This window comes from Mesorhizobium sp. B2-8-5 (assembly GCF_006440675.2).
Classification (GTDB): Bacteria; Pseudomonadota; Alphaproteobacteria; order Rhizobiales; family Rhizobiaceae; genus Mesorhizobium.
This window is the reverse complement of sequence record NZ_CP083951.1, coordinates 5,330,903-5,356,954: the sequence shown is the minus strand read 5'-3', so window position 1 is coordinate 5,356,954 and position 26,052 is coordinate 5,330,903. Positions and strand designations below refer to the sequence as shown.

Below are 26,052 nucleotides of genomic sequence, written 5' to 3'. Positions count from 1 at the left end.
CTACATCTTGTCTATCAACGACCGCACGCCTTCCGTCGGCGCGTCGACCGACGATCCGGCCACCATGATGGCGGCGACGATCGCCTCCGGGTCGTCGACGACCAGCGGTTTTACCCGCTGCGCGGTGTGGATGAAACCTTCGGCCGCCATGTGCTCGATCAGCGCCAGCATAGGATCCCAGAAACCCTTGACGTTGGCAAAGACGATCGGCTTGCGGTGATGGCCGAGTTGCGCCCAGGTCATGATCTCGACGATCTCCTCCACCGTGCCTATGCCACCGGGCAGTGCCACAAAGGCGTCGGATTTTTCGAACATGCTGTGCTTGCGCTCGTGCATGTTGTCGGTGATCAAGAGTTCGTCGAGCTTGTCGAGCGCGGTCTCGGTCGCCTCCTTGTTGATCAGGAAGCGCGGGATGATGCCGGTGACCTTGCCGCCGGCCTTGAGCGCGCCGTCGGCGACAGCGCCCATGATGCCCTTGGTGCCGCCGCCATAGATGAGGCGCAACCCGGATTTGGCAAGCGAGCGGCCGAGCGTGTGGCCGGCCTTGATATAGGCCTCGTCGCGGCCCGGAGACGAGCCGCAATAGACGCAGACGGATCGAATCGTGTTCATGGCGATGATTGGTGATGTGGACGGTTGGCCGGGTCAAGCCCGCGGACGGGCTTTTTCTTGTCGGACTCGGGAAAACAGGCTAGACCGGGCGTTAGGTGGCTAAGGGGGCAATACGGAATTATGGCTATCAATCCTTCTAAGGCGTTTTTGTTCGCGGCGGGCGGCGTTGTCGCCGTCGCGGCGGTCGCCTACGGCTCGGGCGCGCTCGACCCTTATATCAACAACCAGAAGCCGGCGCAGGTCGCGACGCTGCCGCAGACCGCTGCGAAACCGGCTGAATCCTCGAGCACGAGCACAGAGGCGCGTGTGCCCCAGGCTCCTTCAAACACAATGGCTCCGGCGAACACGATGGCGCCCGCCAATAAGATGGCGCCGGCCAACAACGCCATGGCGTCGGCCGCCCAGGCGCCCGCCGCCGCCGGTCCGACGCTGCCGACCTTCGATGTCGTGCGCGTCGAGGGCAATGGCTCGATCGTCGTCGCCGGCAGCGCAGCGCCCAACGCCAAGGTCGAGATCTTGAACGGGGGCACGGTGCTCGGCTCGACCGAGTCCGGGCCCGACGGCGCCTTCGCCATCGTGCTCGACGATCCGCTGAAGCCCGGCGACTATACGATCACCCTGCGCCAGACGGTTGGCGGCATTGCCGTTGCCTCGGCCCAGACCGCCGTCGTCTCAGTGCCGCAGAGCCCGACCGGCCAGGTGCTGGCCATGGTCGAGGAGCCGGGCAAGGCCTCGCAGTTGATCACCGTTCCTGAGGCCGAGACCAAGCCGGCGGCGCCGGCCGCTAGCGATCAGGCGGCGGCGCCCACGGAGCAGGCTCCGGCACCGACCGCGTCCAGCACGGCGCCGACCGCGCCCGCCGCCACCGACCAGGCTCCGGCGACCGCGCCGGCTGTGGCCGCCGCGGCGGAGCCCAAGATCGCCGTCGAAGCGGTCGAGATCGACGGCAGCAAGATCTTCGTCGCCGGCACGGCCGATCCCGGCCGCAAGGTGCGCGCCTATGCCGACGCCATCCTGCTCGGCGACGCCAAGACTTCGGCCGACGGGCATTTCCTGATCGAAGCGACGCGCGACATTCCGGTCGGCAGCTACACCATCCATGTCGATGGCCTGGACAATGATGGCGTCAAGGTCGTCGCCCGCGCTGCCGTCCCGTTCGAGCGCGAGCCCGGCGAGTCGGTCGCCGCCGTCGCCCCAAGCGAGACAAAGCCGGCACAGACCAAGCCGGCCGAGACCAAGACCGCCGAAACCACGACCGAGACAGCAACGGCCGAAGCGGCCAAGCCCGCCCCGGCCGCCGGGGCTGCTGCCAAGGTTGCCGAGGCGACGCCCTCGACCGACGTGCCCGAAACGGTCGCGCCGAAGCTCGAACATGCCGACGGCTCCGTCATCATCCGCCGCAACGACACGCTCTGGCGCATCTCGCGCCGCGTCTACGGCCATGGCACTCGCTTCTCGACGATCTATCTGGCCAACAAGGACCAGATCCGCGATCCCGATCGCATCTGGCCGGGCCAGGTGTTCAAGGTGCCTTCCACTTCGAAGGAAGGCGAGGCCGCCGACATGAAGGCCATGGGCGAGCAGATGACAGCCGCGCCGGCGAAGACGGAGTAGGCGATTAGCCGGTATTAGACAGCAAACTCAAATAATTTCCACTACCCCAACGAAAAGCGTTGACGTAATATGGGGCATGGGAGAGCCTCACGTCATATCCGCATTGGTCGCCAAACGGGCGGAACTGTCGGGCCAGGTTATCGACTTGGACAGGCAGAGAGCGTCCTGATAGACCAGCTAGCCTACATAGACCACACGCTGGCGATTTTTACCTACGAAGGTAACCCGAAGGACATCAGACCTAAGCGTAAGCACGTCTACCGCTTCAAGCGGCGTGAATTGCCTAGGCTAATGCGGGAGATCGAAGCCGGTGGGGACAAGCTCACCTACCGGGAAACCGGCTTTGCGAATTGTCGAGGCAAAGGGATGGGATGCGGCAAACGGCGCGCTGGTGGCCAAAATCATTGAATGCGTCAAAAGCCAGTGCTTTTGAGGCTAAGCGTGCGAGCTTCTTTGCTAAGGAGGAAGTGCTGCGCCATTTCGATAACCTCAACGCTTTTCGTTGAGGTAAGTGATATCCACTAATATACGTTACGTCAACGAAAAACGTTGGCGTTGACAAATTAGCTTGACGTCGATAGAAATGCGTCATGTTGTCACCTGAGCAAAGCCGGGCAGCGCGTGGTTGGTTGGATTGGTCGCAAGACGATCTGGCTAAGCGCGCGCAAGTTTCGCTCAGCACGATACGGGACTTCGAAAAAGCGAGACGCATCCCAATTGCGAACAATCTACAGGCAATCCAGCGCGCGCTTGAAGCCGCTGGAGTGTCGCTAGACAACGCAAGCGGGATAGTGGTCAACCCGAACCATGGTTGAGGTTCGCTCTCGACCATGATATAAAATGCACAACGGCGCTCCCGGATTGGACCCGGAAAGCGCCGTTGCTCTTACCCCTTATGGAAGGGGGCAGCACAACCGCCCCGCCTAAGCGGGACGGATAGTCAACAAGAGGAGGTGGAACGGGACTACCAGCCCGAACCACACCGGATACGAAAGCATCCGGGCAACCTCCTTCCCGGCGACTACAGCGCCGGGTCTGCCGTGGGTAACGGTACGGTTTGAGTTCAGGGGCACCCTAGTCATTCCCTGAACCCATATTTGGCAGCGAGCTCTCACCCTCGCCGCCGGTGATCTGCGAAGCGCTTTCCGATTGCTCGGGGAGCGCTTCATTCTTTACGGGGAGATAGAGCTTCCCCTCGCGCCGAACTCGCCCCTTTAGGGCGATCTTCGAAAGTGTGTTGTAAACGGAGCCGGCGGACATTCCGCGCTTACTCATCATTTCCACTATTTCGCCAGCCTCTAGGCCGTCGCTCTCAGAGATAACCCTGACCAGAACGTCGGAGTTAGTTTCGTCCCCGCTGCCGTGGTAGTCGACGATCTCTCCACTGTGAACGCGCTCCATGAATTGATCTAGGCGGTTAGGGAGAAAGAGCCGCCCGTTATGCCTCTTAATCTCGCCGGCCTTCTCCAGCCGGCTTACCGCATTATAAATGCCGTTCGGGTTATTGAGAGCGTTTTCCCTCATCGGTCCCTGTCGCACGACCTCCAGCAGCTCACTGGGGGTTGCCCCGTCCGGGTAGTTCTCAAGGCCCCTCAGCACTTCACCTGCCCACGTTGGACCATTGCGGGCAGTGAGACCCTCTGTCTTATGGGATGCCTTTGGCCCAGCAACCTCTGGCACAACGTAGGACGCCGGTACCCAGTCCTCCTTGCCGACGACCAATAGATATTCAATCAGCTTGTCATAAGCGCGCTTCCTCGCCTCCCACTCCTTAAAGGCGAGTGCGATTTGCTCGCCTTCGTGGCGAACGCTCTCTTCCGAGATGGTGATGATGGAATCGCTCATGGTTAACCGCCGCTCTCTGTCTCCCGTCCTATACTCACAAGCCTGCGAATGCAAGAGGGTGTTGAGAGATGATGGGGATAACTGGCGGGCGATAAGCGGGGCGGGTTCCGGTACAAATGCGGAACCGCTTTTAAAACCGTTTAAATTGAGAGTTTGAGTTTGCTACCTAATACCGCGATTAGCTGATCTCCCCCTTGCGGGGGATGCCCGGCAGGGCAGAGGGGGGTGCTGTCCCGCCAGCACCTCAAATCTACCCATCCGTCCAGCTTGCCCCATTCCCCTTCATCGTCTATCGCCGATGGACGATGGCCGAATCCTCCGAAATCCGCTGCAGCGACAGCCACGCCATGGCGCTCCGCCTGGCAGCGCTCTCGCATCCGGCGCGCATCGAGATCCTGAAGCGCCTTTCGGCCAGCCGCTGCTGCTCGTGCCGTGAGGTGGTCGACCATCTCGACCTCGCGCAGTCGACCGTCTCGCAGCATCTTAAGATCCTGGTCGAGGCCGGGCTGGTCAGTTTCGAGGCCGACCGCCAGCGCTCGCGCTATGCCGTCGACCACGCCGCGCTTGAGGGCGTCTCGGCCTCGCTCACCCGACTCGTCAACTTCTGCTGCCCCAGCGGTTTACCCAAAAGGCAAGACTAGTGGCCGAAAAGACCGTATCCGCCGAAGCCGGCACCCTCACCACGCTGCGTAATCTGTGGCCCTATATGTGGCCGGCCGAGCGCGCCGACCTCCGAGCCCGCGTCACCTGGGCGACGCTGCTTCTGGTCGTCGCCAAGCTGACGCTGGTCGCCGGCCCCTATTTCTTCAAATGGGCGACCGACGCGCTGGCCCACGCCTCGAAGACGCCGCCGCCGCTGCCGTCCTTTTTGCTGGCGCCGGTGGCGCTGGTCATTGCGTACAACGTCCTGCGCCTGATCCAGCTCGGCTTCAACCAGCTGCGCGACGCGCTCTTTGCCCGGGTCGGCCAGTATGCGGTGCGCCAGCTCGCCTTCCGCACCTTCGTCCACATGCACCAGCTGTCGCTGCGCTTCCATCTCGAGCGCCGCACCGGCGGCCTGTCGCGCATCATCGAGCGCGGCACCAAGGGCATCGAGACGATCGTGCGCTTCATCATGCTGAACACGGCGCCGACGATCCTCGAATTCGCGCTGACCGCCGGCATCTTCGCCTTCACCTACGGCTGGAAATATGTGGTCGTGGTGGCGCTCACCGTCAGCCTCTATGTCTGGTTCACCGTCAAGGCCAGCGACTGGCGCATCTCGATCCGCCGCGACATGAACGACAGCGACACCGACGCCAACACCAAGGCGATCGACTCGCTTCTTAACTTCGAGACGGTCAAATATTTCACCAATGAACGCATGGAGGCCGAGCGTTTCGACCGCTCGATGGCGCGCTACGAGATCGCCGCGACGAAAACCTGGACCTCGCTCGGCTGGCTGAACTTCGGCCAGGGCGTCATCTTCGGTCTGGGCACCGTCATCGTCATGTGCATGTCGGCGCTGGAGGTGCAGGCCGGCAGGCAGACGGTCGGCGATTTCGTCTTCATCAACGCCATGCTGATCCAGCTTTCGGTGCCGCTCAACTTCATCGGCTTCATCTACCGCGAGATCCGGCAAGGGTTGACCGACATCGAGCACATGTTCGACCTGCTCGACGTGCCGCAGGAGATCGTCGACAAGCCGGATGCGAAGCCTTTGAAGGTCGGGCCCGGCAAGGTCGAGTTCCGCGACGTGCATTTCTCCTATGATCCCAACCGCAAGATCCTGAAGGGCGTCTCCTTCGACGTGCCGGCCGGCAAGACGGTGGCGATCGTCGGCCCGTCCGGGGCCGGCAAGTCGACCATTTCCAGGCTTTTGTTCCGCTTCTACGACGTGCAGGGCGGCCAGGTGCTGATCGACGGCCAGGACATCCGCGACGTCACGCAGGAGAGCCTGCGCGCCGTGCTCGGCATGGTGCCGCAGGACACGGTGCTCTTCAACGACACCATCGCCTACAACATCCGCTACGGTCGCGTCGGCGCCAGCGAGGAGGAAGTGCGCAAGGCGGCCGAGCTCGCCCAGATCGGGCCGTTCATCGACAAGCTGCCCGAAGGCTACCGCGCGATGGTCGGCGAGCGTGGGCTTAAACTGTCGGGCGGCGAGAAGCAGCGCGTCGCGATCGCCCGCACCATCCTCAAGGCGCCGCTGATCCTGATGCTGGACGAGGCGACCTCGGCGCTGGACAGTCACACCGAGCAGGAAATCCAGGCAGCGTTGGACCAGGTCAGCAAGGGCCGCACCACCATCGTCATTGCCCACCGGCTGTCGACGGTGGTCTCGGCCGACGAGATCATCGTGCTCAAGGACGGCCAGATCGCCGAGCGCGGCACGCATGTGGCGCTGCTGGCCAGGCACGGCCTCTACGCCTCGATGTGGGACCGCCAGCGCGAAGCGACCGAAGCCGAGGAGCGCCTGCGCATCGCCCGCGAGAGCGACGAGCTTGGGGTGATTGTGCGCAGGAGGACTTCGGAGGTTGGCTGAAGCCTCTTCCTTCTCCAGCAAGGGGAGAAGGAAGGGCCAAATTCCCCTTGACCTCAACTTACCTTGAGCTTGCAAACCGTCTCCGAGCCTCCTGCCAAGCAACCCTTCCAAACGGAGATGGATCGAAATGAGCACCAGAAATCACCGCACCGGCAGCGTGTTCCGGGTCGACAAATTCGTCGTGCCGGCGGAGGCACGCGAGGAAATCCTCGGCAAGGTCTTCATGACGCACGAACTGCTGCGCCAGCAGGATGGCTTCGTGCAGGATTTCCTGCTCGAACAGTTCTCCGGCCCCGGCGAGTTCAACATCGTCACCATGGTCGAGTGGGAAAGCCAGGATGCCGTCGACAAGGTGGTGCCGATCGTCAAGGCCGCGCATGAGCGCATCGCCTTCAGCGCGCAGGAAACCATCGCGCGCCTCGGCGTAAAGGCCGACATCGCCAACTACCAGCGCGTACCGGAGCTGTAAGGCCATCCGGCTCCGGACACGGAGACAGCGGCGCTCAGCACCTGGCCGGTGCGGGCGTCGCTGACCATATGCTCGAAGCCGCGCCATTCGGCGGCGGTGATGAACAACGTCCTGCCATCGGCGCCGCCCAGCATGCAGGCAAAGCAGCCGCGATCGGTCGCGATCCCGTCGAGCTTCACGCCGCCCTCGCGCACACGCACGCAGTGCCGGTTGGGCACATCGGCGTACCAGACACAGCCTTCCGCATCGATGCAAATGCCGTCGGGACAATCGTTCCCGAGGCGCGCCCAGACGCGGCGGTTGAAAAGGCCGCCATCGGTGGCGATGTCGAAGGCGGTCAATCGGTTAGCGTGGGATTCGGCGACGATCAGTGTCTTGTTGTCCGGCGTCACCGCCATGCCGTTGGCGAAGGCGATGTCCTCGGCGACCTGCCGCACGCTGCCGTCCGCTGCGACCAGCACGATCGTGCCCGGCCCGAAATGCTCACCCGGCGCCGGCGCCGGACCGCCTCCATTGACATAGATGTTGCGGCGTCCGTCGACGACGATTTCGTTCCAGGGGTTCTTCGACAGATGTCTGAGATCGGCATGGGTGACGAGCGTCCCGTCTGCTTCCCGCCTGAGCAGCAGGCCTTCCCGGCCCGAGACGATAAGCAGCCGGCCATCCGGCAACCAGTCGATCGAATAGGGCAGGATGGCCGGCACGGTGAGCATGACTTCGCTCTGGCTATCCTCGTCGACAGCGACGATCTCGCCGGTGCCCCAGTTGCAGAGCCAGAGCCGGCCATCATGCCAGCGCGGCGACTCGCCGAAGGCGAGGCCTGTTGTGACGACCTTGGCACTCATTGCAGACGATTTCGGCGAAGGCATTGGCGGGATCCTTGGGTGTCCTCTCGCCAAGGACGCGTGACGGAGCCGAGTTCCGACAACAGGAGCAAAAGTCAGGCTTGCGCGCCGGCGCTGCCGTCCAGGCTTGTCCTCCCCCCATTGTTGCGTTGCGGGGAGGGGGGCTTTCCGCTATTGAGGCGCAACCTGAAACAGGGACCGCCCCAAGCCCTATGACGCTTCTCGACTCGGTCAAGAATACGTTCGTTCCCATCCATCGCGAAGGCTATCCCTTCATCGCCGCCTTCGCCGCGGCGACGCTGTTTCTCGGCTATTTCTCCTCGATCCTGTTCTGGATCGGGCTGATCCTCACCGCTTGGTGCGTCTATTTCTACCGCGATCCCGAGCGCGTCACGCCGGTCGACGACCGGCTGGTGGTGAGCCCGGCCGATGGCGTGATCTCGGCGGTAGGGCCCGCCGTGCCGCCGAGCGAGCTTGGCCTCGGCTCCGGCGAAATGACCCGCATTTCGGTGTTCATGAACGTGTTTTCCTGCCACATCAACCGCGCTCCGGTGCGCGGCCGGATCACGCGCATCGAGCACAAGCCCGGAAAATTCCTCAATGCCGAGCTCGACAAGGCAAGCGCCGAGAACGAGCGCAACGGCCTGGTCATCGACAGCCCGAACGGCACCATCGCCGCCGTCCAGATCGCCGGCCTTGTGGCGCGGCGCATCGTCTGCTGGGCCGAGACCGGCGGTACGATCGCGATCGGCGAGCGTTTCGGCCTGATCCGCTTCGGCTCGCGCGTCGACGTCTTCCTGCCGTCGAGCGCCGTGCCGCGCGTCGCGGTCGGCCAGACGGCTGTCGGCGGCGAGACCGTGCTTGCCGAATTCGGCGGCACCGCGGTCACGCCCTTGGTCAGGGTTTCCTGAGCGTTGGGCGCGCCGTTCAAGAAATTCGAGGCGCATGCCAGCGGCGGTCCGCGCATCCGCGAGATCCCGATGCGCATGGTGCTGCCCAACCTGGTCACCGTGCTCGCCATCTGCGCCGGCCTTTCCGGCATCCGCTTCGCCTTCGAGAACCGCTTCGAGATCGCGGTGGTCATGGTGCTGCTTGCCGCCTTCCTCGACGGTATCGACGGGCGGCTGGCGCGCATGCTGAAGGCGACCTCGAAATTCGGCGCGCAGATGGATTCGCTGGCCGACATCGTCAATTTCGGCGTGGCGCCGGCGCTGGTGCTCTACGCCTTCCTGCTCGATCGCGCCGGCTCGCCCGGGTGGATCGCGGCACTTCTCTTCACCATCGCCTGCGGCATGCGGCTTGCCCGCTTCAACGTGCTGGCCGACGACACCGACCAGCCGGCCTGGCAGACCGAATATTTCGTCGGTGTGCCGGCCCCGGCGGGTGCTGTGCTGGTCATGCTGCCGCTCTATCTCTATTTCCTGCGGCTCGGGCTGGAGCCCAGCCGGCCGGCGGCCTTCGTCGCCTCGGGCTTTACCGTATTGGTGGCGTTCCTGCTGGTCAGCCGCCTGCCGGTCTATTCGGGCAAGAGCGTCAAGATACCCGGCGATCGGGTGCTGCCGGTGATCCTCGGCGTCGTGCTCTACATCCTCTTGTTGATGGCCTATCCCTGGTACACGCTGACGGCTTCCGTCGCCGGCTATCTGCTTTTCCTGCCACTCTCGGTGCGCGCCTATTCCAAGCGGGCCATGCGCGAAGGCGAGAAGGTGCCGCCGTCGGATATCGGGTAGCTGGTATCTTCCCCCTTGAGGGGGAGATCAGGCCGCCGCGCTCAGCCCCAGCCGGTCGATCGCCAGCTTGCGCGCCGAGATGTAATCCGTCTTGCCCGAGCCCAGCACCGGGATCTCTTCCACCTTGATGATGTCGTTGGGCACCATCAGCTCGGCCGCGCCGGCCTTCTTACCGAACTGGCGCAGCTCCTCGGCATTGGCTGCGTCAGCGGTGGTGACCAGCACGATGCGCTCGCCGCGCCTCTTGTCGGGCACCGCCACCGCTGCGTGGCGCTCTTCCGGCCATAGCGACTGCACCAGCATCTCGACCGCGCCCAGCGACACCATCTCGCCGGCGATCTTGGCGAAGCGCTTGGCCCGCCCGCGTATGGTGATGAAGCCCTCGCGGTCGACCGAGACGATATCGCCGGTGTCGTGCCAGCCTTCCAGCCGCTGCAATTCGCCGGGACGGTCGGCGGTCATATAGCCCATCATCATGTTCGGCCCGTCGAGCCACAGCCGGCCGCCCTCGGCGATGCCTTCGACCGGCTCCAGCTTCATGCGGATCGCCGGCAGCGGCCGCCCGACTGTGCCGTCGCGGCCGTGGATGGCGGTGTTCACCGCCACCACGGGCGCGGCCTCGGTCAGCCCGAAGCCTTCGACGATCGAAGCCTGGAAACGGTCGTGATAGGTGCGCCGCGTTTCCGGCTTCACCGCTTCGGCGCCGGCCACGACAAAGCGCAGGCTGGAGAAGTCGCCGTCCTTGGCGGTTCGGGCATAGTTGGCGAGGAAAGTGTCGGTGCCGAACATCACGGTCGGCTTCACTTTGCGGGCGATCTCGGGGATGATCTTGTAGTGCAGCGGCGAGGGGTAGAGGAACAGCTTTATCCCCAGCACTAGCGGCAGGATGGTGCCGCCGGTCAACCCGAAGGAATGGAACACCGGCAGCACGTTGAGCAGGATGTCGGCCGGCGAGACGGAGACGCGTGCCTCGGCCTGCATGACATTGGCAAGCAGGTTGTGGTTCGACAGCACCACTGCCTTCGGCGTGCCCTCCGAGCCGGAGGTGAACAGGATCACAGCTGGTTTGCCCGCCTGCTGCCGCTGCAAAGGCAGGCGCCACAAAAGCGCGGCCGCGACCTTGTCCAGGGCCGTCACGCCGGCGCGCACATCCTCCAGCCACAGCATCTTGGCGCCGCCCGCTTCGACCGCGGCGACGATATCGTCGATGGCGGCCTTTTCGATGAAGGCGCGGGATGAGACCACGGTGCGGATCACCGCGGTGCGGACCGCCGCGGTCACGCTCGCCGGGCCGGCGGTGTAGTTGATCATCGCCGCGACGCGGCCCGCTGAGATCAGGCCGACGAAGGTGAGCACCACGCCATTGGCGTTGGGTAGGAGCACGCCGACCGCTTCGCCGGGCGCTGTCACCACCTCGAAATGGCGGCCGAGGACGCGCGCGCCGATGAACAGCTTGCGATAGCTGAGCGAGCCGGAAATCACGTCCTCGATGATCGGATGCGAGGGGCCGACGCGATCGGCGGCATCGCGCATGGCAAGGAACAACCCGCGGTCGAGATTGGTGCCGTAGAGCCGCGCTTCGGCGAAACGGTCGAACAGCGCGTTGGTGTTGGAAGCCATGTCCGGGTTGCGTGCCACCAGCTCGGCGATGGTCATCGGCTCCAGCACGCTCACCCAAAGCCGCGGGAACCAGTGGCGCGGCGCTTTCTCCTTCGGCGTCAGCGACACCGGCAGGTCGCGCGTGCCGGCGACGAAGATCGGCACGATGCGTGCGTCGGCCTGCATGGCTATGCGGGTGATGGCGCGAAACAGCCGGAAGGATTTGACGTCCGGCTCGACATCGTCGGGCAGGTAGACGGCGAGCCGCCCCTTGCCCTTCAGCACGCGCACCAGCCGCCGGCTGACGAAGAGATGCTCGGCGTTGAAGGCGATGGTGCGGGCAAGCTCGCGCCAAGGCTCCAGCCAGGGCGAGCGCGCCGAGGCCTCGTCCAGGATATGCAGCGTGTCGTCGGGAAGCAGCGACAGCATCAGCGTCGGCTCGATGCGCGACTGGTGCGAGACCACATAGATCACCGGCGTCTTGGCGCTGCGGGCAATGCGGATGCGGTTGTCGGCGACGCGATAGGCGAGCTTGAACGGCACATAGAGCAGCGCCTGGGTGAAGCGCAGATCGAGCCGGAACCGTTCGATCACCGCGATCAGCAGCCAGGCAAGGACAAGGCCCGCCAGCAGCGCCAGGGTCAGGATCATGCCGCTCTCTCCCAGTCTCCTCGGGGCGGCTCTTGAGCGGCCGCTTCGGTGGCAGAGGGTAGCGGAAGTGGGGGCAAGGTCAATGTGGGCTGAAGCAGTGCCTCGATCTCCACTTGAAAGGCTCTGACACATGTCGTAAATAAAATGACACGTGACGGAGAGGTAAAGATGGCCAGTTTCCCGACGGGGTTTGCCGAAGCACCACACATGGAGCCGGAGTTCGAACGGCTGATCGACCTGTTCGGCGGGCCGAAGGTTCTTGGATCCTCGGTATCCAGCCCGCTCGAGGCGCATGAAATGATCCTGCATGGAATTCCAAGCCAGGCTCTGGAAAGCCTCGTCAGGCAACTGACCGTCATCGAAGCAGATGCCTTCGAGGCGGCATTCGGCATGAGCGAGCGGACATATCAGCGGCACAAATCGGATCATTCCCGGACGCTCAATCGGGAGCAAGGTTCAAGGACCTGGAATTTCGCCAGGGTCCTCACCAAGGCCACGTTTGTTTTCGGAAACCAGGAAGCGGCCGAGAAATGGATGATTGAGCCCGCCATGGGGTTGGACAACAGGCGACCGATCGATCTCTTGGCCACAGCGGCGGGTACCATACTTGTGCAGGAATTTCTCGAACGGCTCGACTACGGTGTCTACGCGTGACGCCTTTGCCAGGTTCTCTCGGAACGGGCGATGTCCTCGGCTGGAGACTTGATCACAAACGCTTCCAGGCAAGCTGGGACAGCGGCGAGGGAGCCTTCAAACTCGGGGGAAGGTGGAACAGCAAAGGCGTCAGGGCCGTATATGCGTCCGTTGACCCTTCGACCGCCATTCTCGAGGTGGCGGTCCACAAGGGATTTCGCACGCTCGATACAGTCCGCCACGTGCTGACGGCATTCGAGATCGCCGATCCTTCGAAAATTCATGTGGTGGAAATCGGCGATATTCCAAACGCAAACTGGCTTCGGCCAGGCATTCCAAGCGCAGGGCAGCAACAGTTTGGCGACGGTCTCTTAGCGGAGCACCCCTTATTTCTGATTCCGAGCGCCGTGTCCCAGCATAGCTGGAACCTGGTGTTCGATCCCGGCCGCGCGAGCGGCCTCTACAAGCCGCGCCTGCAGGAGGATTTCGCGCTGGATACCAGGCTTCATCCTCCCGCGAGATAGCGTACCGTCCAGACAGGCGGCGGAGCGAAACACCCTATACTGCCTTCAGCCTCCCGCTGATGAACCGGAACTCCTGGCTCTTGCCGCCATAGCCATAGGCCGCCGCCGGCACCTCATGCACGAAGGCATAGCTTTCCTCATGCACACCGCCAAGCAGCCGGCCGAAAGCCTCGAAGATCGCCTTCAGATAGGCTTCGAGCTCGAGCTTGGTGTTGGTGCCGTCGACGACCTTGATGTCCAGCCAGAACGTGTTGGCGCCGTGCTCGGCCAGCGACTTGCCGCCGGCGAACCAGTGCTGCGGGTCGATGTAGTTGACCGCGACCGCGGTGATCGTCGGATCCTTGCGCAGCTCCCTGGTGGTGATGTCGGTGGCCTCCTTGGCGAGTGCCGCGGACAGCTTGGCGTCGGGCTTGCCGGTGACGCTGATGTTGATGATCGGCATGTCTTTTCTCCTTCGGTTTCGCGCGTCGCGCCTTCGATGAGAGAGATATGGCGTATCCATTCGTTAATAAAATCGAATTGTTTTTGATAATTACTTCGATATTGTCGAAGTATGGAAACGCTCGATCCCGATCTTCTGAAAACCTTCCTCGCTTTCGTCGACGGTGGCTCGCTGGCCAGGGCTGCGTCCACTGTCGGGCGCACGCCGTCGGCGGTGACCGCACAGATGCAGCGGCTCGAAGAGATCGTCGGCGAGCCGCTGCTCACCCCGCAGGGCAGGGGACGCGGGCTGACCCCGGCCGGCGAGGACCTCGTCGGCCATGCGCGGCGCATCCTTGCCGTACACACCGATGCCTGGCTGGCGCTGAAGGGCGCGCGTGCCGGCGGCCGCATCGCCATCGGCACGACGCAGGATTTCGCCGATCAGGGCCTGCCGGACCTGCTCAGGGCCTTCGCCGTCAGCCATCCGCGCGTCAGGATCGAGCTGCGCGTCGGCCGCTCGCTGGAACTCGGATCGGCGCTGCAGGCGGGCCAGTTGGACCTCGCTATCACCATGCGCCATGCCCCATCGCCGGATGAAACGGCCGTGATCAGCGAGCCGATGCTGTGGCTCTGCTCGGAAAGAGGCTTGGCGACGCGGCCCGAAGCCGTGCCGCTGGCGCTGCTCGATCCCTATTGCGGCTTTCGCGAAGCCGCGCTCAATGCGCTCGACGCGGCCGGCCGCCGTTATCGCATCGCCGCCGGCAGCGCCAGCCTTGCCGGCCTGCGCAGCGCGGTCAATGCCGGCATCGCGCTGACGCCGCGCACCCGGCGTTTCGCCCATTCCGGCATCGTCGAGGCATCCGCCGATCTCGACCTCCCGCCGCTGCCGGTTGCCGATTTCGCCATCCGGCTCGGCCGCGAGGCTCCTCGCCCGGCGCGGGATTTGGCGCAGCTTCTCGGCGGCGGCCTGGCCTTGTCCTGAATGGAAACCGTGCCGCCATGTCCCGGGAGTTCCCCGAAGCAATTCCCAAAGAAAAAGCCGACCTTTTTGCGGGTCGGCTTCTAGTCGGACGGGTCGAGGGGTTTGGGGGGACTTGGGGGGTGACCCGTCGAACCAACAATGCCTGAGTCGGATGATGGTTCCATGACTGCGAAAATAATTTACGAGCGCGCCGATTTCGCCTTCAACCAGTCGCGGCCGGCATGCGCGAAGACCGCGCAAAGCACGATAGCGCCGCCGATGATGCTGGCCATCGGCGGGATTTCGCCGAGGAACAGCAGGGCAAAAAGGATGGCGAACGGCACCTCGGCCGAGCCCAGCAGCCCGGCTTCCGCCGACGGGATGAGCCGCGACCCTTCCGTCCACAGGATCGAAGCCAGCGCGAAGGAGCAGCCGAAAGTGGCGAGCAGCGCCATGTCGCGGGTGGACACGGCCAGCGGATCGGTGACGAACCAGCCGAGCACGAAAAGCAGGAAGGCCGAGACAGCGCCCGCCCAGACGACCGGCGAATCGCGAAAAGCGCGCACCATGATCATGTAAAGCGCGCTGCCGGCGGTCATCAAAAGCGCCAGCCCATCGCCGAACAGGTGCCCGTTGCCGAGGCCGGCGCCCACCATGATGGCGACGCCGCAAAGCGACACCGCCGCCGCAACCATCGTCTGCAGCCGGAATTTTTCCCGCACCAACAGGAAGGCGAGCAGCGCCGCGATGAAGGGCGAGGTCGCGTAGATGACCGCGACATTGGCGACATAGGTGAATTTGAAGGCCGAGATGAAGGCGATGCTGGCCGCTGCCCCTTCGACCGCCAGCAGCCAGCCGCGCCAGCCGAGTTTCAGGCTTTCGCGCCTGCCCGAGCGGCGCCGGCGCCACAGCACGTAGAAGCTGATCAGGATCGAGCCGAAAAAACCGCGCCAGCAGGTGATGGTGAGCGGATCGGCATGGATTGACTTGGTCAGCACGCCGGTCAGCGCGAAGGCGATTGCCGAGGCCGACACCAGGATGATGCCGAGCGTGCGCTCGGCGGCCACGTCGGCGGCAGGCGCAAGCTTTTCCGGCATGTCGAGCGTGTCTGTCATGGCGCCAGCTTACCCAGTTGCTCCTGACAGCCTTCTGTCATCAGGCCTGCTCCCGTTTGCGGAAACGCTCGTTGCCGACGATGAGCAGGCCGGCGCCGATGATCAGCGCCGCGCCCATGAACACTTCCGTGCGCGGCAGGTCGCCCCAGATGGCGTAGCCCAGCGCGAAGGCCCAGACCAGCGACGTGTACTCGAACGGCGCCACGATCGACACCGGCGCGCGCTTCATGCCCTCGAACAGCATGTATTGCGCAACGCCGCCGAGCGCGCCGACGCTGATGAGCAAAAGGAACTGCGTTCCGTCCGGCATATGCCACCAGATCAGCGCCGGCACGGCCGAAAAGAGCAGGAAATAGAAATTGTTGAGCACGAGCTGGATCATGGTGCGCTCCTGCATGGCGGTCTTGCGCAGCAGCACCACGGCGATCCCCCAAAGGACGGCCGCCGCCAGCACCAGGAGCACCGGCAGCGAGAGGCCGAGCCGGGTTGGATCGCAGGCGATGAAGACGCCGACGAAACCGATGAACACCGCCAGCCAGCGCAGCAGTGGCACCGTCTCGCCCAGGATCAGCACCGACAGCACGGTGACGATGATGGGTGCTGCGTAATAGATGGTGGTGAGCTCGGCGAGCTGCAGCGAGCGCGCGGCGTTGTAATAGCAAAGCCAGGCGGCCAGCGTGAAGGCGCTTCGCACCAGCATCGGCTTCACGATCGGCGAGTCGATCGTTTCGGCGAACAGCCGCCTGCCGCCGATCGCGCCGCAGGCGACGAGCACCGTGATCGAGCGGACGAACATGATCTGCCAGACCGTCATGCCGACGACCAGGAGCTTGATCGAGGCATCCTGCGCCGAAAACAGGAAATAGGCGGCGGCCGTGAACAGGATGCCGGCCAGCACCCTTTCGCGGCTTTCGAGGACGACGATATTGGCCATGCGGTTTTCAGCGTGGTTGCGTGGAAAGCGGTTCCGCCCCAGTCGGGACCGCTGCTCCAGCTATACGGGCGAAAGCTTGCACGGCGCTGCTCCACCGCGGCACTTGCGTTGGCGCAGGTCGTCCGCCGAAGGCCGGTCGGGGGACTACTGCGTCGCCTGATAGAGCTCCGATGCCGCGTCCTTCAGCGCGCGTCGCCCATCCGGCCGCAGATACATCATGTGGCCGCCCTCGACGACGTCGAGGCGGATCGGCTTGGCGTCGGCGAGCGAGGGAACCTGGTTCACCAGGTAGCGCGAGGCGAGATAGGGTGTGACGAGGTCGGTGTAGCCGTTGACGATGACGACGCCGAGGGCAGGGTTGAGCGAACGCGCCCGCTGCAGGTCGTTCATCACGCCGGCATAACCCTGGCCCGATGTGCCGTAATCCCAACTGCGGCTGATCTCGCCGTTGAGCAGCCGGTAGCTGACATCGGTGCGGTAGTTGAGCTCGTCGCGGGCATAGGCGACGAAGGCGGATGTCAGCGCTGGAATGCTGCGGTCGAGCACCGGGTCGGGGCCGGCGTCACGCGCGCTTTGCGGCGCGATGTCGGCGGTGCCGATGGTGGCGTCGTAAGGGCTGAGCACCTTGCCCGTGGCGCGCTGGAATTCCTTGGCGAAAAGCCCGATGGGGATGCGGGCGAAATTGCGTTGGACGAGCTCGAGCGGCAGGCCGGTGATCTCCGAAACGCGACCGCTGGCGAGCTTGCCGCCTTGCTCCAGCCCGCTGTTCAGCGCCGTCAGGTAATCGCCGAGCGCGTAGTGCTCGACCTCGGCCAGCCTGTCGCGCAACGCATCACCGCTGACGCCGTCGCCCTTCAGGCGTGTCGCCGCCAGCGAAGGCAATTCCAGCGCCCAATGCAACTGGTCGAATTGGTCGGGGCGCACCAGCATGAATTCCAGCGCCGGCGAGATCAGCACGACGCCGCTGGGGCTCAACCCAACATCCTCCTGGAGTGTGCGGGCGAGCAGCGCCGCGCGAAAACCGCCATAGCTCTCGCCGGCGAGGAACAGCGGCGATCCGGTGCGGCCGTTCTGCGCCAGATAGAGGCGGATGAAGGCGCCGACCGAGCTGGCGTCGGCGTCGACGCTCCAGAATTCCTTCGGCTCATGCCCCGGCGCCTCGCGGCTGTAGCCGGTGCCGACCGGATCGACGAAGACGAGATCGCTCATGTCGAGCCAACTGTCGGGATTGTCGATGAGCTTTTGCGGCGGCCGCAGGAACTCGCCGTCGGCGGCGGTCTCGACGATGCGCGGCCCGATCGCGCCGAGATGCAGGTAAGCCGATGCCGCGCCCGGTCCGCCGTTGAAGACGAAGGTGATCGGCCGGTCCTTCGCCGGCGCAGGCGACTGCTGCGTGTAGGCGACATAAAAGATCTCGGCGGTGACCTCGCCCTTGCCGGACAAGAGCGACAGCGTGCCGGCCTTGGCCTGGTAATCCAGCTTGCGCCCGCCAAGCGTGATCGAATGCTCGGTCACCTGGGGCGGCGGCAGGAGAGAAAGCACACCACCCTCGGGCGCCGGGCGCTCGGGTGCTTCGGCGGCGAAGCCCGGCTGTGAGAAGGCGGCGAACGCCAGCAGGATGAAGGGGAGGAGTCTCAGCTTGGACCTCATGATGCCTCCGCAAAGGGGTTTCGCAATAGGTATGGCCTGGGTCTGTGAAGTCAAAGCAACTACTCGCTCTCGCGATCCGTCACGGTGCCTGAGGCAGCCATACCGGTCCCCGCCTTGCCGCCATTTCGCCAGGTTGAACTTGCGGCGGCATGCGCTAGGCTAGGCGCGAATGCTCGCGAATTTTTCCCTCGACCGATTTGCAAGCTGGAGCGGCGGCGTCGCCGCCGCGGCCGGCGCTGCAACGCCCGAGGAATTGTCGGCTCGCTTCACCGCGGCGGCGGGCGTGTTGCTCGGCTCCGATCGCGTGTATGTCGGCTTCTATCGCCGTGACATCACCTCCCTGACGATCGACGACGCCGGCCCCGATCGCTGGAACCGCGACTACGACGCCCGCGTCTACCGGCTGGACCCCTTCTTCCAGCGGTTCGCCAGCAGCCGGCAGGATTTTCTGTTGCCGTTATCGGCTCTCCGCAGCGGCGATTTTCAGCGCTCGCCCTATTACCGCGAATTCTATGGCCCCTCCGACAGCTTCGACGAGATAACCGGCGTGTTCAATCTCGACAGGCTGACCGCTGGTTATGTCACCTTTCTGCGACGCAACGGCGCGCCGCCCTTTGGCGAGCAGGACCTGGCGCTCGCCTGCGCCGCGGGCGGCGCAACGAAGCTGGTTCTGGAAAGATTGTTTCACTTGTGCCGCCTCAGGGACAAGGGCGGGGCAGTTGAGGCCGCGCGGTCCCTGCTCAGCGCGCGCGAGAGCGAGATCGCGCGGCACCTGATCGACGGCGGCAACGCCAAGACCATCGCGCGGAGCCTTTCCATTTCGCCGGGCACGGCCCGCAACCACATCAAGCAGGTCTACCGCAAGCTCGGTGTGCACTCCCAGGTGGAGTTGCTGGCAGCCGTTCGCGAGGCCGCGCGCAACTGATGTTGCGCGCCGGCCCTACTGCCCCGTCACCACACGCGTCCACATACGATTTTGAGACCGCAGCAGCTTCGCGTCGCTGTTGTCGACCACGAACAGCTTGGCCTTCACGTCGTCGGGAGGAAAGACACCGGGGTCGCTGGCGATCGCCTTGTCCATCAGCGGCAGGGAGTCCGGTATCGCGTTGGCATAGGAGACATAGCTGGAGTTGGTCGCGGCGATATCGGGCCGCAGGTTGAAGTTGATCCAGGCCATGGCGTTATCGGGGTGCGGCGCATCCTTCGGCACCGCCATCGTATCGAAGTTGATGAGCGTGCCTTCCTTCGGAATGGAATAGGCGATCTCCAGCTTCTTGGTGGATTCGGCGGCACGCGTCCTTGCTTGAAGTATGTCGCCCGACCAGCCAAGCACGACGCAGATGTCGCCGTTCGCCAGGTCGTTTATGTATTTCGAGGAGTGGAAATAGCGGATGTAGGGCCGCACCTTGGCCATCAGTTCCTCGACCTTGGCAAGGTCGTCGGGACTGGTCGACCGCGGGTCGACATGAAGATAATTCAGGGCCATTGGAATGACTTCAGCCGGCGCGTCGATCATCGCCACGCCGCAATCGGAGAGCTTCTTGACGACGTCGACGTCGAAGACCATGGCGAAGGAATTTGTCGGCGCGTCCGGCAGCCGCTGCTTCACCGCGACGACGTTGTAGCCGATGCCGTCGGTGACGGCCATATAGGGCACGGCATGCTTGTTTTGCGGGTCCGCGCCGGCGATCAGCGAAAGAGCCTGCGGATCGATCTTCGCGTGGTTTGCAAGCTTGGACGTGTCGAGCTCCAGGAAGGCCCCCGCCTTCACCTGGTTCTTCAGGAACGGATAGGCCGAAGGATAGACCACGTCATATCCGGAGCCGCCGGTGAGCAGCTTTGTCTCGAGCACCTCGTTGCCGTCATAGACATCGTAGCGAACCTTGATGCCCGTCTCCTTCTCGAACTTCTCGGCGGTGTCCGGCGCGATGTAGTCCGACCAGTTGTAGACGTTGACGACTTTTTCCTCGTCCGCCGAAGCCGTGCTGGCGATGCCGCAGGCGAGCCCGGCAAGCAGCGTTGACAGGATCAGGATGCGCATGAATCTCCTCCTTTTCGCCTGGGCTGGCACCGATGGATCGCTCAGCCCTCAGTTCCGTTTCGCGGCCGGTTAGCCGGCGTTCGCCTTCGCTCAACGTCGTTGTGGGGCATAGACCGGCAAGGTGATGCAGGCGACATTGCCGCCACCCAGCAAAATCTCGCGGGAGTTCTCGATGCCGACTATTCTGTGGTTGGGGAACAGCTCGGCCAGCTTCGCCTTTGCCTTCACATCGAGGCCGGAGCCGAACTCTGGCACGACCACGACGCTGTTGCCCGGATAGTAGTTGATGTAGCTCGCCGCGATCCGGTTGCCAGCCGGTCGCGCCCAGGTCGAATCGAGCCGGTCCAGGCTCTCGCTTTCTTCCGGCGTCATCTCGATCGGCATGGGATGAGGCAGACGATGCACCTCGAGGGCATGGCCACGCGCGTCGCGGGCCGAGCGCAGCACTTCCTCGGCTTCCCGCACGATCTCATATTGCGGATCGTCGCGATTGTCGGTCCAGCTCAACGCGACCACGCCGGGGCGCACGAAGCAGCAGACATCGTCGACATGGCCGTCCGTCTCGTCGAAGGCAAAGCCGCGGGGCAGCCAGATGATGGTGTCGACGCCGAGATAGTCGCCCAGTTGCCGTTCCACCTCGGCCTTGCCGAGATGGGCGTTGCGATTTCGATTGAGCAGGCATTGCTCCGTCGTGATGAGCGTGCCCTGTCCGTCGCATTGCAGGCCTCCGCCCTCGGCGATCAGCGGCGCGCGATAACGATCCATCCTCTCGATTTCGAGCACCTTTTGCGCCGCCAGGTCGTCCAGGTCCCATGGCGCGTAGAGCCCGCCATCGAAACCGCCATAGGCGTTGAAGGTCCAATCGACGCCACGCACGGAGCCTTGATCGTTGACGACGAAATTCGGGCCGCTGTCGCGCAGCCAGGAATCGTTGGTGGACATCTCCACCACGCGCACATGCTCAGGCAACCGGGTCCTGGCGTTCTGCCACTGCCGGCTGGATGCCGCCACCGTCACCGGCTCGCTTTGCGCGATCGCCGCGGCGACATTGGCAAACAGCTTCTGTGCCGGCTTGGCGCCGAGGCGCCAGGTGTCCGGCCGCTCCGGCCAGATCAGCCAACACCCCGATTTGGGCTCGAACTCGCCGGGCGCGCGAAATCCGTCCTGTTTCGGCTTCGTCGAAAGGGTACGTGGCATGTGGGGGCACCGGAAAATGGCGGACGACACTCGCCCGGATCAGACTTTTTCGGGGCGTCGTCCGTCAATGTCCCATTTGGGATAGCCGGGTGCCGGCTGGAACAAGTCAAGCAGAGGGAATGGGGGGTGTTTTCGCGGATTGCCACGGACCAAGGAAGCAGGGCCGCCCGCCGTTCCCTTCAATGGCGAAGACCTGGGCCGGAACGGCGGCAGGGATAAATGCATTGCCTTGCCGATCGATCGGGGCAAATCTCGATCGGACGGCGAACGCCGATGCAGCAACAAGTCGACGAAAAGGACAGGCAATGGACGCGACCGCACTCAAGGCCATGCAGGCTCCGCTGAAGGAAGCCTATCGCGACGACGCCGCCAGGGCGCTGATCACGCTCAAGGCGCGCGGAACGCTCGACGACCAGTCGATTGCCTGCAAGGTGGAGACGGGCAGGGCGCACGCTGTCGCCGGGCTTCATCCGGCCACCGGCGGCTCGGGCCTCGAGCTATGCTCGGGCGACATGCTTCTGGAAGCGCTGGTCGCGTGCGCCGGCGTGACGCTGAAAGCTGTGGCGACAGCGCTGGAGTTCAAGCTCGGCAACGCCACGGTCGAGGCCGAGGGCGACCTCGATTTCCGCGGCACGCTCGGCGTCGCCCGCGACGCGCCGGTCGGTTTTCGCGAGATAAGGCTGAAGTTCAACCTCGACACCGACGAGCCGCAGGAGCGCATCGATTCGCTCATGAAGCTCACCGAGCGCTATTGCGTGGTGTTCCAGACGATCAACAACAAGCCGGCGTTGGCTGTGAGCGCAGGGCGTTGACACTGCTGATTTCCCCCAAGGGAGGAGATCAGCAGCGCCGACGCCTCGCGCTACTGAGCCGACGGCGTCTCCGCATCCCCTTCATCGGTGAAAGGCGAGGCGCTCGGCACGCATTGCACGGCCCAGCCCTGAGGCGTCGGCTGCTTCTGATATTCGGTGATGGCGTTGGTGCACTGTTCGCGGGTGTCGAAGGTGCTGGGCAGCACCACCATGCCGCCTTGCGGGCCGGCAATCACCAGATACCAGACCAACGCTACGCTGGGAGTAGCAGCCATGGGAATTCCTCGCTTTGCTGAAATGTCGGAGTCGGACCGATCCTAGCAACTCCCTTGGGGCGGCGAAAGCGGGGCGGCGGCACACGCTTTCGCCGCCCCGGTCACAGACCCGTGAATAGAGGGTCGCGACCCGGCTCACTCGACCGCGAAGCAGTAGAACAGCCCGTCGCCACCGGTGCCCTTGAGCGCCTCCTGGCTGCAGCCGCCGCGCGAGGCGTGCGAGGAATTCCACGACTTCGCCGCCGCCGAATCGTCGAGCCCGGTGCGATCGTGATGGCCCATCATGGCGGCGCCTGGCGCCGCTCATCGTCCAGTCGCCGCAGGTCTGGTCGGCGATCCTGGCGCCGTCTGGCTTGGAGCCGGTCAGCATGTCGTGGCGGTTCGGCGTGTCGCCGCGGCCGTTGATCGTCTCGCCCTATTCAGTCAGCGCCGTCTGCTTGGTGATGCCGGCGGTGGCGGCAACGAGAAGAAGTCTGCGCATGTCGGCACTCCGGCTTCGAATGTCCTACATTCGAAGAACGTAGCCGCAGCGCTATTTCATCCGCCTAACACTCAAGGTTATTCCGGCTGCCGGTAGGCGACGAAGCGGTTGTGCTTGGCCTGGAAGATCAGCCCGGTTTCCTTCAGTTCCGGGCTGGCCAGCGGCACGATGCGCCTGGCGATCTCGGACGGATGCGGCAGTGTCTCCGGATCCTCGCCGGGCATGGCCTGGGCACGCATCGCGGTCCGGGTCGCGCCCGGATCGGCGGCGTTCACCCGCAGCGCCAGGGTCTCGGTCTCATGCGCCCACGAACGCATCATCGTCTCGACCGCCGCCTTGGAAGCCGCATAGGGCGCCCAGAAGGCGCGCGCCGAATGCGCCGTGTTGGAGGAGAGAATGATGGCGCGGCCGGCATCGGAGAGCCTGAGCAGCGGGTCGACCGAACGGATCAGCCGCCAGGTCGAGGTGACGTTGATGGTCATCACCTTCTCGAAGGTCTTGGCTTCGACATGGCCGATCGGCGAGATCACGCCAAGCACGCCGGCATTGGCAACCAGGATATCCAGCTTGCCCCAGCGCTCGTGGATGGCGCCGCCCAGACGGTCGATGCCGGCCATGTCGGCAAGATCGAGCGGCACCAGCGTCGCCTGGCCGCGGCCATCGGCCTTGATCTGGTCGTCCAGCTCTTCCAGCCCGCCGACCGTGCGCGCCACCGCGATCACATGTGCGCCGGCTGCCGCCAGTTCCCTGGCGATGAAATAGCCGATGCCGCGCGAGGCGCCGGTTACGACCGCGACGCGGCCGGAAAGGTCGAGGGTCATGCAGGCAATTCCGTAAGGTGATGCGGCCTACGCCCCGCTATTCGCCAGCAGCGACAGCGTGCGCACATTGTCGTGGCCTTCGAAGTCGAGCAGGCGGGTGGGGTATTGTCCGGTGAAGCAGGCGTCGCAGAATTGCGGCTGCTCATTGTCGCGGCCGGCCTCGCCGACGGCGCGGTAGAGCCCGTCGATTGACAGGAAGCCGAGCGAATCGACGCGGATGAACTCGGCCATCTCCTCGACCGACATGCGCGATGCCAAGAGCTTCGACTTCTCCGGCGTGTCGACGCCATAAAAGCAGGACGCGCTGGTCGGCGGCGAGGCGATGCGCATATGCACTTCCCTGGCGCCGGCATCGCGCACCATCTGCACGATCTTCTGGCTGGTGGTGCCGCGCACGATGGAATCGTCGACGAGCACCACCCGCTTGCCCTCGATCATGCGGCGGTTGGCGTTGTGTTTCAGCTTCACGCCCATGTGGCGGATGGAATCGCCCGGCTGGATGAAAGTGCGCCCGACATAATGGTTGCGGATGATGCCGAGCTCGAAGGGAATGCCCGCGGCCTGGGAAAAGCCGATCGCGGCCGGCGTGCCGGAATCCGGCACCGGCACGACGATGTCGGCCTCGACCGGGTTTTCCTGCGCGAGTTCCGCGCCGATGCGCTTGCGCACTTCGTAGACATTGCGGCCTTCGACCGAGGAGTCCGGCCGCGCGAAATAGACATATTCGAAGATGCAGAAGCGGGTCTTCTGCGGCTCGAACGGGAACAGGCTCTCGATGCCCTTGGCGGTGATGACCACCATTTCGCCCGGCTTGATGTCGCGCACGAAGCGGGCGCCGATGATGTCGAGCGCGCAGGTTTCGGAGGCGAGGATCCAGGCGCCGTCGAGGTCGCCCAGCACCAGCGGCCGGATGCCGAGCGGATCGCGGCAGCCGATCATCTTCTTGGCGGTCATCGCCACCAGCGAGAAGGCGCCTTCGACCTGCCGCACCGCGTCGATGAAGCGCGAGTTGAGGTCGCGCTCCTTGCTGGTAGCGACCAGATGCAGCAGCGTCTCGGTGTCGGAGGTCGAGGAGAAGATAGCGCCTTGCTTCTGCAGCGCGCGCTGCACGGTCATGGCGTTGGTCAGATTGCCGTTATGGGCGACGGCAAAGCCGCCATCGGCAAGCTCGGCGAAGAAGGGCTGGATGTTGCGCAGGCCGGCGCCGCCCGTGGTGGCGTAGCGCGTGTGGCCGATGGCGCGGTTGCCTTGCAGGCTGTCGATGACGCGCTGTTTGGTGAAGGTATCGCCGATCAGGCCGACATGGCGTTCGACATGGAACTGCGTGCCGTCATAGGAGACGATGCCGGCGGCTTCCTGGCCGCGGTGCTGCAGGGCGTGCAGCCCGAGTGTGACAATGGCTGCCGCGTCCTGCCGGCCGAAGATGCCGAACACGCCGCATTCGTCGTGGAAATGGTCGTCAGCCTCGGCGGAAAGGACTTTGCCTCTATCTGCCGTTGAGTCTGCCATCTGGTGCTCAAGCTCCGCTAAAGCCGCCATATAAGGCGATCGCTCGCCGAACGCAACGCACGCTTTCTAGCATTCACAACCGGCGCAGGCCGGCTTGCAATCAGTTTGCCGGCGCTGGAGCCGGGGCAGGGGCTGGCGCGGGGCTGGCCGGCTCGTTGTCGGCCGGGGCATCCCCTTCGCTGTCGTCGGGCGCCGGCGCGTTGTCGTCACCGGCCGCCGGCGGCTCTGCCGCGGGCTGGTCGCCAGTGGCCGGCGCGCCGGCCTGCGGCGTGCCCTTATGCGTGTATTTGTTGACCAGTTCCTCGGTGTTTTCCGGCAGCACGCTTTCGAGCTTGGCGCCGATCGTCTCCAGCAGCGGCCGCGACTTGGCGTTGGCGATCCAGGCAGGCGCCTTGGCGCCGGCCAGCCAGTTGAAGAACAGCAGCGCCACCGCGACCACCAGGATGCCGCGCGCCGCGCCGTAGAGGAAGCCGAGGGTGCGGTCGAGCGCGCCGATGCGCGAATCGATGATCCAGTCGGCGAGCTTCATGGTGATGACGGAGACGACGATCAGCGCGATGAGGAAGACGACGCCCGCCGAAGCCGCCATCGCGATCTTGTCGTTGTCGACATAGGGCTGAACATAGGGCAGGACAGGCTTGTAGAAGAAGAACGCCGCGGCCGCCGCCGCCGCCCAGGAAACCACGGAGAGCACTTCGCGGGAGAAGCCGCGCACCATGGCGAGCATTGCTGAGACCAGGGTGAAGCCGACGAGGATTCCGTCAAGCAGCGTAATCGGCATGGTTCT

General features: G+C 64.4%; 26 protein-coding genes and 1 pseudogene. 12 read left to right on the top strand and 15 right to left on the bottom strand.

The genetic code is table 11. The features are described 5' to 3' along the window. Positions 1-612 (bottom strand): TIGR00730 family Rossman fold protein, encoded by a 612-nt coding sequence (locus FJ430_RS26610; protein ID WP_140644448.1) that lies wholly within the window; start codon positions 610-612, stop codon positions 1-3. A gap of 120 nt (positions 613-732) precedes the next feature. Between FJ430_RS26610 and FJ430_RS26605 the strand changes: the two genes are divergently transcribed. Then, positions 733-2,226 (top strand): LysM peptidoglycan-binding domain-containing protein, encoded by a 1,494-nt coding sequence (locus tag FJ430_RS26605; RefSeq protein ID WP_140703098.1) that lies wholly within the window; start codon positions 733-735, stop codon positions 2,224-2,226. Positions 2,227-2,816: 590 nt separating this feature from the next. After that, complete coding sequence (locus tag FJ430_RS26600; RefSeq protein WP_140703100.1) at positions 2,817-3,041, top strand: helix-turn-helix domain-containing protein; 225 nt, start codon at positions 2,817-2,819, stop codon at positions 3,039-3,041. A 259-nt stretch (positions 3,042-3,300) separates the two neighbouring features. Here FJ430_RS26600 and FJ430_RS26595 read toward each other — a convergent pair whose 3' ends face one another. After that, positions 3,301-4,071 carry a hypothetical protein gene (locus tag FJ430_RS26595; RefSeq protein WP_140703107.1) on the bottom strand — a complete coding sequence of 257 codons (771 nt, stop codon included), beginning with the start codon at positions 4,069-4,071 and terminating at the stop codon, positions 3,301-3,303. Positions 4,072-4,376: 305 nt separating this feature from the next. Here FJ430_RS26595 and FJ430_RS26590 point away from each other — a divergent pair, with 305 nt between their 5' ends. The 3 genes from FJ430_RS26590 to FJ430_RS26580 all read left to right on the top strand — a co-directional run bounded on the left by FJ430_RS26590 (position 4,377) and on the right by FJ430_RS26580 (position 7,064). Continuing rightward, positions 4,377-4,712: an ArsR/SmtB family transcription factor gene (locus tag FJ430_RS26590; protein ID WP_140703111.1), complete on the top strand. Its 336-nt coding sequence runs from the start codon at positions 4,377-4,379 to the stop codon at positions 4,710-4,712. Beyond that, the gene (locus tag FJ430_RS26585; protein WP_140703113.1) at positions 4,712-6,595 is read left to right on the top strand and encodes an ABCB family ABC transporter ATP-binding protein/permease; all 1,884 of its coding nucleotides are present in this window, start codon (positions 4,712-4,714) and stop codon (positions 6,593-6,595) included. The genes FJ430_RS26590 and FJ430_RS26585 overlap by 1 nt, the downstream gene beginning before the upstream one ends. Before the next feature lie 127 nt (positions 6,596-6,722). Then, positions 6,723-7,064, top strand: coding sequence for an antibiotic biosynthesis monooxygenase (locus FJ430_RS26580; RefSeq protein ID WP_140703115.1), 342 nt, complete (start codon positions 6,723-6,725; stop codon positions 7,062-7,064). Here the strand turns inward: FJ430_RS26580 and FJ430_RS26575 are convergent. Next, positions 7,040-7,909: an SMP-30/gluconolactonase/LRE family protein gene (locus FJ430_RS26575; RefSeq protein ID WP_140703117.1), complete on the bottom strand. Its 870-nt coding sequence runs from the start codon at positions 7,907-7,909 to the stop codon at positions 7,040-7,042. The genes FJ430_RS26580 and FJ430_RS26575 overlap by 25 nt on opposite strands. Positions 7,910-8,121: 212 nt before the next feature. On the opposite strand from FJ430_RS26575, the gene FJ430_RS26570 reads away from it, so the two are divergent. Together FJ430_RS26570 and FJ430_RS26565 are read left to right on the top strand one after the other, a co-directional pair. Continuing rightward, positions 8,122-8,820: a phosphatidylserine decarboxylase gene (locus FJ430_RS26570; protein ID WP_140703119.1), complete on the top strand. Its 699-nt coding sequence runs from the start codon at positions 8,122-8,124 to the stop codon at positions 8,818-8,820. A gap of 3 nt (positions 8,821-8,823) precedes the next feature. After that, positions 8,824-9,639, top strand: coding sequence for a CDP-alcohol phosphatidyltransferase family protein (locus FJ430_RS26565; protein WP_140703121.1), 816 nt, complete (start codon positions 8,824-8,826; stop codon positions 9,637-9,639). A gap of 27 nt (positions 9,640-9,666) precedes the next feature. On the opposite strand, the gene FJ430_RS26560 is transcribed toward FJ430_RS26565, so the two are convergent. Beyond that, positions 9,667-11,889 (bottom strand): AMP-binding protein, encoded by a 2,223-nt coding sequence (locus FJ430_RS26560; RefSeq protein WP_140703123.1) that lies wholly within the window; start codon positions 11,887-11,889, stop codon positions 9,667-9,669. 168 nt (positions 11,890-12,057) lie between these two features. Here FJ430_RS26560 and FJ430_RS26555 point away from each other — a divergent pair, with 168 nt between their 5' ends. Further along, on the top strand, positions 12,058-12,543 hold the full coding sequence (locus FJ430_RS26555; protein WP_140703125.1) for an antitoxin Xre/MbcA/ParS toxin-binding domain-containing protein: 486 nt from the start codon (positions 12,058-12,060) through the stop codon (positions 12,541-12,543). Further along, entirely contained in the window at positions 12,540-13,046 is a 507-nt protein-coding gene (locus FJ430_RS26550) for an RES family NAD+ phosphorylase (RefSeq protein WP_140703127.1), read from the top strand. The genes FJ430_RS26555 and FJ430_RS26550 overlap by 4 nt, the downstream gene beginning before the upstream one ends. 34 nt (positions 13,047-13,080) lie before the next feature. On the opposite strand, the gene FJ430_RS26545 is transcribed toward FJ430_RS26550, so the two are convergent. Continuing rightward, the gene (locus FJ430_RS26545; RefSeq protein WP_140703129.1) at positions 13,081-13,488 is read right to left on the bottom strand and encodes a tautomerase family protein; all 408 of its coding nucleotides are present in this window, start codon (positions 13,486-13,488) and stop codon (positions 13,081-13,083) included. A gap of 111 nt (positions 13,489-13,599) precedes the next feature. Here FJ430_RS26545 and FJ430_RS26540 point away from each other — a divergent pair, with 111 nt between their 5' ends. Then, positions 13,600-14,451, top strand: a complete 852-nt coding sequence (locus FJ430_RS26540) for a LysR substrate-binding domain-containing protein (RefSeq protein WP_140703131.1) — start codon at positions 13,600-13,602, stop codon at positions 14,449-14,451. 179 nt (positions 14,452-14,630) lie between these two features. On the opposite strand, the gene FJ430_RS26535 is transcribed toward FJ430_RS26540, so the two are convergent. The 3 genes from FJ430_RS26535 to FJ430_RS26525 form a co-directional block, all read right to left on the bottom strand. Beyond that, entirely contained in the window at positions 14,631-15,545 is a 915-nt protein-coding gene (locus tag FJ430_RS26535; RefSeq protein WP_226891926.1) for a DMT family transporter, read from the bottom strand. Positions 15,546-15,585: 40 nt separating this feature from the next. Further along, complete coding sequence (locus FJ430_RS26530; protein WP_140651762.1) at positions 15,586-16,479, bottom strand: DMT family transporter; 894 nt, start codon at positions 16,477-16,479, stop codon at positions 15,586-15,588. A gap of 144 nt (positions 16,480-16,623) precedes the next feature. Continuing rightward, positions 16,624-18,129 (bottom strand): S10 family peptidase, encoded by a 1,506-nt coding sequence (locus FJ430_RS26525; protein WP_140703134.1) that lies wholly within the window; start codon positions 18,127-18,129, stop codon positions 16,624-16,626. Between the two features lie 169 nt (positions 18,130-18,298). On the opposite strand from FJ430_RS26525, the gene FJ430_RS26520 reads away from it, so the two are divergent. After that, positions 18,299-19,054: a helix-turn-helix transcriptional regulator gene (locus FJ430_RS26520; RefSeq protein WP_140651765.1), complete on the top strand. Its 756-nt coding sequence runs from the start codon at positions 18,299-18,301 to the stop codon at positions 19,052-19,054. Positions 19,055-19,069: 15 nt separating this feature from the next. On the opposite strand, the gene FJ430_RS26515 is transcribed toward FJ430_RS26520, so the two are convergent. Next, positions 19,070-20,170 (bottom strand): polyamine ABC transporter substrate-binding protein, encoded by a 1,101-nt coding sequence (locus FJ430_RS26515; RefSeq protein ID WP_140703136.1) that lies wholly within the window; start codon positions 20,168-20,170, stop codon positions 19,070-19,072. A gap of 90 nt (positions 20,171-20,260) precedes the next feature. After that, the gene (gene aguA / locus FJ430_RS26510) at positions 20,261-21,367 is read right to left on the bottom strand and encodes an agmatine deiminase (RefSeq protein ID WP_140703138.1); all 1,107 of its coding nucleotides are present in this window, start codon (positions 21,365-21,367) and stop codon (positions 20,261-20,263) included. 305 nt (positions 21,368-21,672) lie between these two features. Between aguA and FJ430_RS26505 the strand changes: the two genes are divergently transcribed. Then, positions 21,673-22,179 (top strand): OsmC family protein, encoded by a 507-nt coding sequence (locus FJ430_RS26505; RefSeq protein WP_140703140.1) that lies wholly within the window; start codon positions 21,673-21,675, stop codon positions 22,177-22,179. Positions 22,180-22,229: 50 nt separating this feature from the next. Here FJ430_RS26505 and FJ430_RS26500 read toward each other — a convergent pair whose 3' ends face one another. From FJ430_RS26500 to FJ430_RS26480, 5 genes and pseudogenes are all read right to left on the bottom strand, one after another. Next, complete coding sequence (locus FJ430_RS26500) at positions 22,230-22,454, bottom strand: hypothetical protein (protein WP_041008353.1); 225 nt, start codon at positions 22,452-22,454, stop codon at positions 22,230-22,232. A 135-nt stretch (positions 22,455-22,589) separates the two neighbouring features. Next, positions 22,590-22,902 (bottom strand): annotated as a pseudogene (locus FJ430_RS26495) (hypothetical protein); the annotation flags it as partial. A 110-nt stretch (positions 22,903-23,012) separates the two neighbouring features. Continuing rightward, positions 23,013-23,756: an SDR family NAD(P)-dependent oxidoreductase gene (locus tag FJ430_RS26490; protein WP_140703142.1), complete on the bottom strand. Its 744-nt coding sequence runs from the start codon at positions 23,754-23,756 to the stop codon at positions 23,013-23,015. Positions 23,757-23,783: 27 nt separating this feature from the next. Further along, on the bottom strand, positions 23,784-25,265 hold the full coding sequence (gene purF, locus FJ430_RS26485) for an amidophosphoribosyltransferase (RefSeq protein WP_140644466.1): 1,482 nt from the start codon (positions 25,263-25,265) through the stop codon (positions 23,784-23,786). Between the two features lie 100 nt (positions 25,266-25,365). After that, the gene (locus FJ430_RS26480; RefSeq protein ID WP_140644467.1) at positions 25,366-26,046 is read right to left on the bottom strand and encodes a CvpA family protein; all 681 of its coding nucleotides are present in this window, start codon (positions 26,044-26,046) and stop codon (positions 25,366-25,368) included. Positions 26,047-26,052: the final 6 nt, after the last annotated feature.